We start from the raw sequence: 12,367 nt of genomic DNA, 5'->3' as shown, positions 1-12,367 counted from the left end.
GTCTCGGCGGGTGTGCCGGTAGCGGTTGCCCTATCGAGGCGACGAGCGTCCGCACGCCGTTCTCGTCGGGGCTGTCGCCCAATCGTCAGGTTGGCAGCGGTCGAGCAGGCAGCGTCACTTCGTCGAGGTGAACTTATCGTGCCCCATGGAGAACAGCGATCTGGGTCGGCACCCCGTGGTGTCGAGCCAGTGAAACTGTTCGCGGTGGGCGCGGACGGGACCGCCAGAGCGGGACCGGCAAGGCCGACGCCTGACTAACAGCATGATCGCTCATGTCGAACGGTGCCGCGCCTCGCGCGTCCCCGGCCCTTGTCGCTCGCTCGCCCCTTGATGGCGCGGCACAGGGCCGCACCATCAAGCGTCGAACCAGCAACTGCGGGCAAGTTCATGAGGTCGAGGTCAGGTGAACCAGCACCACCATCGCCAACATGTCCGCACTTAACCTTCTACTATTAGAGAGTTTCCTGCGGACACTCGGGCAGGATGATCAGAACGGCGGGTGGAATCAAATAATGCGGGCGTGGTGCGCGCTCGCCCTCCCCTAAATAGATGAAGTTATCAGGAGATGGTCATGGGATGGAGACATTATGAAGGACGAGGAACAGGAAACGTGTCGCTGCTGAACGGCGAAGGGGCGAATATTTCTGCTATCTACGAAAGTGGTTTGGTGCTGACTGGAAGAAGTCGCGTATTTGCCGGTTACTACGTCCGCGTGACGCTTCCGAGCGAGACCGAGTTCACGGGAGAGGATGAGCACTCCCTACGTTCCGCTCTCTTGCGGTTGGCATCCAACCTTGCAGCCGGGAAGCTCATCCTGACCTGCTCCGGTCTCGATCCGCGCTGGCGACAGAGCGGGCTGTCGGAAAACACAGGGTGGGGCTATTTTCCCTTCTACCCGGAAGCGGTCCACATGATGAGCCCAATCCCCGAGTCGGTCGAGCATGTCGATGAACTCGACAGAGAGATCAGGGAGGCCGTTTCAGACATGCGGATTGGCATCGATACGCGACAATAGGTCAGTCGGATCGAGGAAGCCAGAAGCCCGGTATCAGTTCGGCAAACCTTTGCTTCGCTGCGTCTTCACCGCCGAAGATCACGACCATGAGCGAGAAAGGCGTTTGATCTCCACGCCCCTTGCTACTCAAAAAGCGTATTCGCCCGCGCAGCATGTAGATGTCGGCGTGCAGGCGAAGATGGTCGTGAAACCATGCGGAATCTGTTCGCGCCGGAACAAGGCTCACAATCGTCTGGACTCGACCCGAGCGCCACTGCTCCTCCGCTCGTCGCAGCCATTTCAACATGGCCGAGAATGGCGGATTCATAAAGGTCAGCCTGCCCGACCATTCATCCGATAGCCCGTCGCCTCCTTCCTCGATCAGAATGCGACGTTTCGCCCTGACCGGACTCTCGACGTGACCACAAGGGTCGAGGTCCACCTCGCCGAACGCTGCATAAACTGCGTCCATGAATTCGGGAGGCGTGAAGCGGGTATCGCGCCCGCCATTTGGGTCGAAGAGCCAGTGGGCGCGTTCAGGCGCGCGGCGACGAGCCTTGGGGGCGAGCGCTTCCAGAAGCCGCAATGCGCTTCGGACGGACCCCTCGCCCTGTTCGAGATTGCTGACCGTGCCCCGCGCTATCCCTGCTCGCGCCGCTGCCTGTTCGAGTGAAAGGCGTAGCGTCCGTCGCCGCTGCCGTAGTTGCGCCGGAAGATCAGCACCTCGCGCCACGCCGGACAGGTGGTAGTCCAACGCCTTCATGACCGCGACCAGCGTCGGCATCGTGCCGACTCCAGCTTCCAGCCTCTTTACGACCTGCGGATCGACTCCGGCGCGAGCCGCTAACTCAAGCCTCGAAAGCCCCTTTGAGCGGCGTGCAGAACGCAAATCCTCGATCAACATATGACCCATCCGGGGGTCTTATGCTGATCACGGTATGCGTGTCACTCTGCTCCTTGTTCGCTGGCGCGCAAACTTACCCATTTCTATCGACGCAGCGCCGAGTAGGGATCGCAAACGCACGATCGCTATCGTTGCAAAGCTCGCGGCAGTCATGCGCTGCAAGAGCAGCGGCCACTCAAAACGTGACGAGCCGCCCCTGCATCGGATCATAGCTGCATTCGGTGATGGTCCCGTCCCGAATGCGAGACACCGCCTCATCAATCACGCCGAGGGGCACGAGAAACCACTCGCGCGGCTTCACCGGATTGCCAAAGCGATCCGTGATCGTGAGATCGATCTGCGCGGGTGCGAACACCTTGTGGATCAGTGCTTCGAGCCGCCGCCGATTGATGTTGAACAGCTTGTAGGTGGAGACAACCTCTACACCGGCGAGCAGGTAGGTAGCATCCTTCTCCACGCCTGCGAGCCGCGCCTCGACGGTGCCGCCTGTCACGCCGATCTTGTGCAGCACCTCGCGATGTTCAGCCACAACCGGGTGCGTGGAGTTGCTTCTCAGCACGTATATGGTGCCGCTCTCGGTATCGTCGTCGTCGGCCTCACTCTTGAACAGCGGTCCCGCTGATGGTTCGGTGATCCGTCTCCCCGCCTCGTCCTTGTAGAGCGCCCGCTGAAGCGAGCGCAGCAGCATGTCGCTCTCGGTCGCATTCGAGTAGATCACCCGTAGGCGAGCATCGGCCTCACCGTTGGGCGCTCGAATCGGGTCGCCCACCTTGGCGACATAAGCGATTTGTCCACCGAGGATGAAGAACTGCCCGGTAGTGATATCGGCCTTTAGGAAGCCCGAGTCTCTGACGAAGGGGCGAGTTTCGCGCACGCCCGTCTCCAGATCGCGCTCGACCTGCTCGAACAGCGACCGGAACTGGTCGAAGTCGGCACACCGTTGGCGATTTGCGATCTCCTCAGCGGCACGGCGCTCCTCGCGCGAAGGGACGTGGCGGAGCTTGGTTATGTCGCCCGTCGCCTCGATACCCTCAAGCTCAGCCAACAGGGCGTCGCTATCGAGTTCCTCCGGCTCGGGTTGCGCCTGCTGGTCAGGGACAGCAAGTAGCCCGTAGCGGTCGAGATCAGCCAGCAATGCATGACTGTCGAGCCGCGCCCGCAGCCGGTCCAATCGGACGGCGTAGAGCCGCTCGAAGATGTCGCGATCTTCACCATGCTGGGGCGCTCGCCCGTGCTCCTCACGGAAGCGCACGATGTCTTCGAACCCGGCGATGATCCGCTCTTCCAGTGGCGTGTAGGCTGAGCGCTTCGGCTGTGGCTGCGCGAACTCGTCGAGTTCGGCGCGAAGCTCGTCAAGGTCGAGGTCAGGCATACCGTCCCTCGTCCTTGAACCGCACGAAGGCAGCAGCGCCCTCGGCGAGGCGCTTTTCCCACGCATCGGCGGAGTCGATGGATGGTAGGCGACCCCGCTCCCGCTTGAACCGCACTGCGCCTCCGGCCAAGTCCTTTGCTTCCTCCGGCGTGAGCGCCGTGCGCCGCGCTGAAATGACAGCATGCACCTGCTTTAGCACGGCCTCGTTCATCGCCTTGGCGAGCACCGAGTAGGCCGCTTCGAACGGGTTGATGCTGTCGATCAGGTCAATGTCGAGGTCGCGCACGTCCATCGCGATCTTGCGCACGCCGTCGATCAGCGCGGTGTTAGTCCGGTCCTCTCCGCCGCTGCCGCCCTCGCCCGCCAACTGCTTGGCCTTCTGGGTGAGATTCAGGGCAGCGACCGCGTGCTGGCGCACGGCTTCCTGATCTTCGTCGCTCAGGTCCGGATAGCGGTCGCGCACGATCTTGCCCATACGCACCTGCGTCAGTTCCTGCGGCACCACCTCTTCGTCGAAGAGGCCACGTTCCAGCGCCGTCTTGTCCTGCACGAAGGCGGTGATGACCTCGTTCAAATCCTCCCGGCAGATGCGCGAGGCTTCCTCGCTCTTGGGCTCGACGAGGCCATTGATCTCGAAGTGATAGAGGCCGCGCTCCTCGTTCACCCCGACGTTGGTCTTGCCTTCTTGGTAGCCATCAGGACCGTAGTCGAAGCCATCCAGCTTGCCGTTGTCCTTGGGCGTGAAGTTGAACCGGGGGGTGAGCACCTGCTCCATGAGAAGGCTGGCGGCGATCGCCTTCAGCGTGTCGTTGATCGCATCGACAACAGCGGCTTCGGACGCATCCGGTTCGGCGATCAGGTTGGTGAAAGATGCGGTTTCTTTCCCCGGCGCGTCGCGCGTTGCGCGCCCGATGATCTGGATGATCTCCGTCAGGCTGGAACGATAGCCGACCGTCAGCGCGTGCTCGCACCAAATCCAGTCGAATCCCTCCTTCGCCATACCGAGCGCGATGATGATATCGACATGCTCGCGGTTGCCCCGCTGCTTCGGGTCTTTGAGCGCCGCCAGCACCTTGCCGCGCTTCGCATGGTCGGAGTCATCGACCAGATCGGCGATCTTGATCACCCGCCCGTCGCGCAGTTTCACGCGGTAGAAGCCGGTGTCGGGGTCGGCACCCAGCCACTCCCCGAGATATTCCATGATCTCCTCGACTTCCTTGATCTTGTCCTTCGTGCTCTCGCGCGAGTTGACCGAGGGGATATGGACGATGGTCTTGCGGGCCGGATCGAGCACCGCCTCGATCGCTTCAAGGTAGCGGCCCGTGTAGAAGAAGTAGCCGATGTTGAGCGCCTTGAGGTGCTCGTAGCCGTTCAACTGCTCGTAATAGGTGTAGGTGACCGTCTCGAACTTCGCCTCATCCTCGGGCATGAGGACCGGCGCGGCGTCGCCTCGGAAGTAACTTCCGGTCATGGCGACGATGTGAACCTGATCGCGCTTGATGAACTCGCCAAGCTGGCTACCGAGCCGGTTGTCCGGGCTGGCGGAGACGTGGTGGAACTCGTCCACCGCGATAAGTCGACCGTCGAACGCCTCCACCCCGAACTGCTCGACCGCGAAGCGGAAGGTGGCATGGGTGCAGACCAGCACGGTGTCGTCGCTGGCAAGGAACTGCCCGACCGCACGGACCTTCGACGTATCGACCCGCTCCTCATCCGGCCCCGGCGTGTTGCACAGGTTCCACTGGGGCTTGACCACCCAGTCGGCCCAGAAGCCGAACTTGGACAGCGCCTCGTCCGCGAAACTGCCTCCAATGGACTTCTCAGGCACGACGATGATCGCCTGTCGAATGCCCTGATTGCGCAGCTTGTCGAGCGCGATGAACATCAGCGCCCGTGACTTGCCCGAGGCCGGGGGCGACTTGATCAGCAGATACTGCTCGCCGCGCCGGTCATAGGCCCGCTCCTGCATGGGGCGCATGCCAAGCTCGTTCGCCTTGGCGGATGCGCCGGTGCGGGCGGTCTTGAACGAGACGGCTGGGATAGGAGCGGCTGAAGTCATTGAGCTATCGTGCTTTCCACCTGATATGTGTCAACCCGGCCTGCCGAGCGCCTTCGCTCGGACAGGCCGTCTCTCGGCTCTGGAAGGCCGATAATCAAAACCCGATCAAGACCAAAGCGGGAACGCGCACATCCGATTATCCACGGTTTTCGGCCATATTCCCCTTTTATTCCTGCCTCTCACCCGCCTTCCGATCAAAACCCAATGAAAACATCTCGCGCTCATGCCCAGTAGGGGACATACCCCGCACGAGGGCGCTCCGGGTCTCCGGGACGGATCAGCCGCTCCTTTAGGGCCAGCTTGATCACCGCCGAGGCTTGGGAGGCGTTCCCTTCGGCGATCCCGAGCCGCTCGCGCAGGCTGGCATTCGTCATCCGGTCGCCGCTGACATATTTCAGCGCCGCATGCTGGTAGCATGCCCGAACGCGCTCATCCTGCGTCATCTCCGCGAAGCGGCGCGGGGCAAACAGCGAGGCGCGCACCGAGGTGTCCTCCTCGCGGAAGTCAGGTGGCGGAAGCTGGTGGAGTTCCGCTGAGGCCAGCACCTTGTCGATCCCGGTGCCCTGCTCCTCGCAGAGGCGCATACGCCGCATCAGGGAGGCCAGCGCCTCGTTGCGGGAGCGAGGAGGCGAGTCGAGGAAGCGATCCGGCTTGACCAGTGGTTGCCCCGGATTGGTAATCTCCAGCCGGTCCTTGAACAACTCTATGAGAGGAGCCGCGCCGGTGATTGTCATATCCTGATGGATCAGAGCATTCGCGATCAACTCGCGGATGGCGATGGCTGGGTAGAGAGGCTGCTCCTCACGAAAGGCCGTGCCGATATGCTCGTTGTTGGGCAGCAGGGTGTGGATGTAGTCGGTCAGACCCTTAAACCCGTTCGCATAGCCCTTCTGCCCGTCACGCCGGTGCGTGACCGTGGTGGCACGGTTGCTGCCTTCATAGGAGACGAACCGAACGGCCTTGCGGGCGAGCGAGGTCGAGAAGTCGTGCAGATTCTTGGCGAACAGGATCGCGCCGAGATTGGTGATGTTCCACTTGCCCCCGACGTCGGCCTCGATCAGCCGATCCGCTCGCAGCTTGTCGAAGATGCCCGCCCGATTATCCGGGAGCGGTTGGCCGGTCAGGTCGAAGTAGCTGGTGTGGTCGAGACGTGCGAGCACCTCATCGCCGGTCAAGAACTGCGCCGCGAGACCGGTCTCCCAAGCGAAAGATTGGAGCTTGGACCAGAGCAGCTTCTGGCGCTCAGGATGGTCGGACAGGCGTGGCGTCGCGCTCCCGACGCGGACGTAGGCCGTTCGCTCGAACTCAACGGGGCTGGTTGCGGCTGCCGGGATTTCAAGCAGCACGAGCCGATGGCCCTGATAGTCCATGCTCTTGAAGCAGAAGGCTACTGAGGGCTGAAGGCACTTGCTCAACCAAAAATCCAGCGGCTGATTCTTGTGTTTAGCGGCGGACGGCTCGAACGTCGTCCCGGTGACCGCGTGATCCCCGTCGCGGACGCCCCAGACCACATAGGCGAAATGCTGGTCCGCAAGCCGCGCCGCGTTCGACAGGGCCGAGATCAGCTTGCCGATCAACTCTGGATCAGTGTTATTTTCCTTGAACTCAACCCATGCGGTTTCGGCAGGAAGCGCGCGCAGATCATCGATGAGCGCGTGCTGCCGCGCCTGCTCACGTTCGGGCGTGTCCACGGACGATGAGACCATGCTCACGCGGCCTTCTTGGTAGTCATCTTGGTATAGAGATCGAACAGCTTCTCCAGTCGCTCCGTGTCGTTGCGGAAGCGGCGACCGATATAGATGCGTTCGAGCACCTCGTCGTTGGCTTCGTGAGCGCGTCGAAGATCGTCGGGCATGTCACGGGGATCGTAAAGCTCCGCGAGCGTCAGAGGAAAGTGCCGCTCTCGCGTCAGCAAAACCTCCGCAGCCGCCTGTGATAGATCGTTCCTATTCTTCTCACTAAGCCCGCCTGCTGGGAGCGGAAAGGTATTCCAGCCAAGCGTGTTCGAGTAAGAATAATCGGTCCGAAGCCGTCCACAGACCGCGTCAATCCAAGAAAGATGGAGTTTGGATATGATTATTGACAAGGCCCATAACGGCCCGTCCGATATATAAAATGCCTTATTTGTGGGTATAACTGATGAGTCGGCCAACCCTGCTGGAAAGAACTCACGGTTTTCCGACGAGACAATGGGAACAAATATCTTCCGAGCGTCATCACCCTTTCGCTCACGAAACTGATGGGGTCGAGATGCCAACTTGTTTACGGCTGCATCCTGCGTCTCAGTTCGATCACGCCTCACGCTATCAATACGCTCTTCAATCTCACGAAAATGCAGCGATGCCGATAGATCGCTGTCACCAATCCAAAGGCAATACCGTTCCTTCCCATTTATATACTCACTCGACCCCAAAAACCTTCGCAGTAGATTCTCTGGAAATCCACCCTTCACAAGGCTAAGTTTCTCCTCCGGAGATAAGATAAGCCCTGCCGACTTGGAGTAGTAGACACCGTAGTCCATAGCGGAAAGAGGAGGAGTTGGCCGCCTTTCGGGAAGCACCACCTTGATCTCATGGTGAGTAAGGTAAGGATTGATATAATCAACCTGCCGCGCGACGTTGTCTGTGAATATGTGTCTCGCTCCAACCGGAGACCGATCCACGCCTGTCACAACAACGGTTACGCCAGCCTTGTTAGCCGCCAAGTTTGACCACCTGAACGAGGTGTGTGCAAATCTTATGTTAAAGCCGAGTTCGAGCAGTATTTTCCATGTGATGGCTACCTGTTGCCCTTGGCACAAGCTGTTTGTTGTCACAAAGGCGAACGGGGCGTCACAGTAAATATTATAGGAGGCTGCTTTAACAAGCCACGCCCCGACGTAATCTACATTCTTCCACTTTGATGTTAGCGGGCTGAATATATCTCGAAGATCACTCTTCTCAGCCTCTTCCTGCTTGCGGGTTCCCTTAAATGGAGGGTTTCCGCAGATATAGGTCTCACCGCCAGTATTCTCAAAATCGATTTCGGCTTGGTCAAGCGGTGTTTCAAACAAGTCGTTGGCAACCATCTTAACGCTGGTTCCCGTTGGAGGGCAGATACTAAGCCAGTCGAGTCGCAGCGCGTTACCGCAGGTGATCCAGTTCTGAGAGTCCAGCGGCAGGAACTCGGCCAGCGCCTCCTGCTGACCACGATAGAGCACGTCCGCCTGATACTCAGCGATAATAAGCGCAAGGCGCGCGATCTCAGCCGGGAAGTCGCGAAGCTCGATGCCGCGAAAGTTGGTGAGCGGGATGTCCGACCTGCGGTCTGGCTCACCGCGTCGCCGGTTTACCTCCGCTTCAATCGCCCGCATCTCCTTGTAAGCGATCACGAGGAAGTTGCCCGAGCCGCAGGCAGGGTCGAACACCCTGATCCGCGCCATGCGATTGCGCAGGTTCAGGAGCTTGCGCCCGTTGTCACCCGCTTCGTCCAACTTGCCCCGCAGGTCGTCGAGGAACAGCGGGTTGAGCACCTTCAGGATGTTCGGAACGCTGGTGTAGTGCATTCCGAGCGCACCGCGCTCCTCGTCGTCCGCGACGGCTTGGATCATCGAGCCGAAGATGTCCGGGTTGATCTTCCGCCAGTTCAGCCCGCCAATGTGCAGCAGATAGGACCGTGCTATTTTGCTGAACCGGGGCGTCTCCGTGCTGCCGCTGAAAAGCTGGCCGTTCACATAAGGGAATCGGTTCGCATAACGGGGGACATTCGCGGTCTCGCGGTCTTGAGGCTTGGTGTCCATCGCCCGGAACACTTCGCTAAGTATCACATGCAGGTCGGAGGCGTCGCGCGCGCTCATTTCCTCCACGGTGCTCGTGAACAGCCCCTCGCTACGGAATATGTCGGTGTCCTCGGCGAAGAAGCAGAAGATCAGGCGCGCCATAAAGTGGTTCATGTCGGTGCGGCGTTCGACCGTCCGCCATTCGGGATTATCGGTGAGAAGCTGGACGTAGAGCCGGTTGAGCCGCCCTGTCGCCTTGATGTCGAACGAGCTTTCTCGGACCTGCGGAACGGTGGTGATGCCCGCGAGCGGCAGGAAGAAACCAAAATGGTCGGGGAACTGAGGATAGGCGCAGGCGACCGTCTCGCCGCTGGTCATGTCCTCGGCTTGAAATGCCTCACCATCGGTGGCGAGAATGAACCGCGCCTTGGCCGACATCGTCTTGGGGCTGGCCCGCAACGCCCGCAGTGTCGCATCGACCTCGCCAGTCGGGCACGTTGCGATATGAATGTTGCTCCGCTGGAGCACGGCACCGGGCACGTCCGACTGGTTGGTGGAGCCAGAGCGCAACCGCTTGATCGTGGTTTCCGGGTTCCCGAATGCGCGGAGGAACTCGAACGGAAACTCACCCGCCTCGAACGGCTGTTGGGCAAGGGTGGAAACGGCGTCGTCGATCTCAACAGGATTCATGCTGACACCATAGAGATGAGGATGATTGCCTGCCAGCAACAAGGCATCCGCATTGCAAACGCTTGCCCGGGCGGCCACTCTTCTCACCGAGGCATCGGGGGACGCCCGTGGGGATCACGCGAGAGAGGATTGTCGAGGCACTGACCAGCGAGCGGGCGCTAACCCTTCAGGGTGCCCCGTTCACTGTTCTGGGGGCCGAGTGGGCGGACGAGTTCATCACCATCTCGATAAAGCCGGGTGCCGCACGCACGAAGGTGCCGCTGGACGAGAGGCCGGAGGGCGGACGCATTTGCTGGGGTCGCTCAGCATCGCGCTCCGTGACACGCTCGCCCGTTGCCGCGCACGCAACTTCATCAGCGAGCAGGATGCCACGGACTTGAAGCGACTGATGAACCTGCGTAACCCGCTGTCACACCATCGCCTAACCGATGGCTCCACGAACCTGTCGTGACGTGCCGTTGACGCCCGTATACCCGGTGCGGAACACCCGCGTCGTGACGCTACCTTTGCCATCAGCATGGCTGTCCGCCTGACGGCTCTGCCGATGGTTCGACTTAGTGACTGAGAGTCGAACGCTTCGCGTTCTCCTGATCTCTATTCATTCATTCGCTCGTTCCTCGCTCATGAATGAGAGATCGCTGACAAGCAGATATAGATACCAGCTATGCGTGCATCATCCTGTAGATCAGATGTTCTTTAATCCCCTCCAAGATAACCTGATGCTCGAAGAGACACATAGGTCTCGAAAAACAAAACGATACCAAAACGGATTATCGCGGCTACCTTGGAGGGGGAAAATGCATCATCCTGTGAGTCGTGATGGCTTGCTGGCAGCTTTGGCGTCTATAGCTTAGCAGGTGGTCGCCCGTGACCCTGCATTACTGCCCTTTCCAGACCCTCTCGGGTCTCGACGGTTATCTTGTAAGAAGCAGCGAACGACTGCCGCAAAGACTTGACATGCCGATCGCCGGAGAGTTGTCAGTCAGACATGGCTCTCCTCTTTCTCGTGACTTCTTTTCAGCACGGTCTCTGAACCGGCAACCGCAGCGCCACGAGCGCGGTCGGGATGCTCACCCAATACACTGAGGCGGTAGCAAACCGTTCAGCTTCTTTTGCGTGGAGGCGAGCACGCGACAGTCAAACCTCTGAGCACTTAATGTATTTACAAGATATCAAATGCAGCATCTTGCCCGCAATATTTATCATCATCCCTGACGCGCCTTTGACGCGCCGGGAAGAGGTGCTTCACGCACGACGGTAAACAATGCGTCCTAAGCTGTCGCTGCCTGCGCGTTCAACGATCCACAAAGCAGTTGATTGAGGACCGGTGCTGCTGAATGCTGCCGTGCTGAGGGGGCATGATGGCGAAGCTCGATTGGTCGAAAGGCGGCAACTACGAACCTGACCCCGCTCGCGTTCAGCGGGTGAATGATTTCGTCGAGCCTGACTGGGCAAGCAGCAGACGGGCCAAGAAATCCCGTAAGCCCACTCCGGCTGAGCGGTTGGCTGAGAAGGCTCGATCTGAGCAGAAGGCGCTGCGGAAGGCAGCGAAGAGGGCCGCTAACATCGCCAAGGCTCAAGCTGAGCGAGTCGCTGCCTTGGCGCGGCGCAAAGCGAAAGCACAAGCTCAACGGGACAGCCCCGTCGCCAAACCGTCCCGCCTCAGCCCTGAGGAGGAACTCGCCGCTGCTGAGGCCCGTCAGAAGGAAAAGGCTGCTCGTGAGCAGCGGAATCTTGCCAAGGCTCGTAAGCAAGAAGCCGAGATGGCGGCGAAGAAGAAGACCCACCTACAAGCGTGGCTGGAAAAGCAACATGGGCTTCAAACAGACCGGCAAACGCTCAGTCAGCGATGGCGAGAACGGCTGTTTGGTCGTCGCAAGTAGAGATAGCATCCTGCGCTGAGCGGTCGCTCATAAATACCAGCATGCTCACGCCCATCCCGCTCACTGACTGCCCCGGCCTCATCGACCTCATGCTAACCGGCGACGAGCACCGCACGAGCTTCGGCCTCAACGGCGTTGGGGTGAGCGTCGAGCAGATCGGAGATGCCGCCTATCTCGAAGCTGCGTGCCCGGACTTCGGCTTCTTGGCGGTATTTCCGGGCTGGTATGCCGGTGAGCACGGCCTACCCGCCCACGTCGTCATCGTCGGCGACCCTATCGCCTGCACTCGTTGGCTCCCCATGGGGCAGGACGACAGGCTCGCCATCATCAACCGCTTGCCTCTCGACCCAATCAACCAGACGTTGTGCAGACTGGCCGCGTATCGTCAGCGTGCCTGAGCGATGAGCGCCGCCAACTGGTTGCCCTTGCCGACCAGCATGCGGTTCGCATTGAGCGTGCTGTTGGTGCTCGGGTCATAATAACCCAGCAGCATGGCGTTGCGGTCGAGCGCCTTCTGCTTCCCGCCACCCTGTTCCTCGATATAGCCGATGACGATCCGGTTCGCGTTCAAGATGGGCGTGCGTGCCATGATATCTCCGTCGTTTGAGGAGGTGAGATGGCTCCAGTGCTGGATATTGTCGAACTAAATGAACTGGTTGCCGACATCCGCCTCGATAGGGCAACCGCTACCGGCACACCCGCCGAGAC

At 60.2% G+C, this 12,367-nt stretch carries 9 protein-coding genes; 3 read left to right on the top strand and 6 right to left on the bottom strand.

Annotation, left to right across the window (positions count from 1 at the left end; all coding sequences use genetic code 11):
- The first annotated feature begins 610 nt into the window (after positions 1–610).
- A complete protein-coding gene (locus tag L8F96_RS18300; RefSeq protein WP_334656989.1) occupies positions 611–1,015 on the top strand; it encodes a hypothetical protein in 405 nt (134 codons plus the stop codon).
- Position 1,016: 1 nt separating this feature from the next.
- Here the strand turns inward: L8F96_RS18300 and L8F96_RS18295 are convergent, their stop codons facing one another.
- The 5 genes from L8F96_RS18295 to L8F96_RS18275 form a co-directional block, all read right to left on the bottom strand.
- On the bottom strand, positions 1,017–1,898 hold the full coding sequence (locus L8F96_RS18295; protein WP_334656988.1) for a DNA N-6-adenine-methyltransferase: 882 nt from the start codon (positions 1,896–1,898) through the stop codon (positions 1,017–1,019).
- A 175-nt stretch (positions 1,899–2,073) separates the two neighbouring features.
- On the bottom strand, positions 2,074–3,270 hold the full coding sequence (locus L8F96_RS18290; protein ID WP_334656987.1) for a GIY-YIG nuclease family protein: 1,197 nt from the start codon (positions 3,268–3,270) through the stop codon (positions 2,074–2,076).
- On the bottom strand, positions 3,263–5,329 hold the full coding sequence (locus L8F96_RS18285; RefSeq protein WP_334656986.1) for a DEAD/DEAH box helicase: 2,067 nt from the start codon (positions 5,327–5,329) through the stop codon (positions 3,263–3,265). Before L8F96_RS18285 ends, L8F96_RS18290 begins: the two co-directional genes overlap by 8 nt.
- Positions 5,330–5,550: 221 nt before the next feature.
- A complete protein-coding gene (locus tag L8F96_RS18280) occupies positions 5,551–7,035 on the bottom strand; it encodes an ATP-binding protein (RefSeq protein ID WP_334656990.1) in 1,485 nt (494 codons plus the stop codon).
- A 2-nt stretch (positions 7,036–7,037) separates the two neighbouring features.
- Entirely contained in the window at positions 7,038–9,776 is a 2,739-nt protein-coding gene (locus L8F96_RS18275; protein WP_417159009.1) for a class I SAM-dependent DNA methyltransferase, read from the bottom strand.
- A 1,361-nt stretch (positions 9,777–11,137) separates the two neighbouring features.
- Between L8F96_RS18275 and L8F96_RS18270 the strand changes: the two genes are divergently transcribed.
- Together L8F96_RS18270 and L8F96_RS18265 are read left to right on the top strand one after the other, a co-directional pair.
- Complete coding sequence (locus L8F96_RS18270; protein WP_334656984.1) at positions 11,138–11,659, top strand: hypothetical protein; 522 nt, start codon at positions 11,138–11,140, stop codon at positions 11,657–11,659.
- Between the two features lie 41 nt (positions 11,660–11,700).
- Positions 11,701–12,057, top strand: a complete 357-nt coding sequence (locus L8F96_RS18265; protein WP_334656983.1) for a hypothetical protein — start codon at positions 11,701–11,703, stop codon at positions 12,055–12,057.
- Here L8F96_RS18265 and L8F96_RS18260 read toward each other — a convergent pair.
- The gene (locus tag L8F96_RS18260; protein WP_334656982.1) at positions 12,045–12,248 is read right to left on the bottom strand and encodes a hypothetical protein; all 204 of its coding nucleotides are present in this window, start codon (positions 12,246–12,248) and stop codon (positions 12,045–12,047) included. The genes L8F96_RS18265 and L8F96_RS18260 overlap by 13 nt on opposite strands.
- Positions 12,249–12,367 lie beyond the last annotated feature (119 nt).

Source organism: Sphingomonas panaciterrae (assembly GCF_036890205.1).
Taxonomy (GTDB): Bacteria; Pseudomonadota; Alphaproteobacteria; order Sphingomonadales; family Sphingomonadaceae; genus Sphingomonas; species Sphingomonas panaciterrae.
This window is presented reverse-complemented; position numbering and strand designations above follow the sequence as displayed.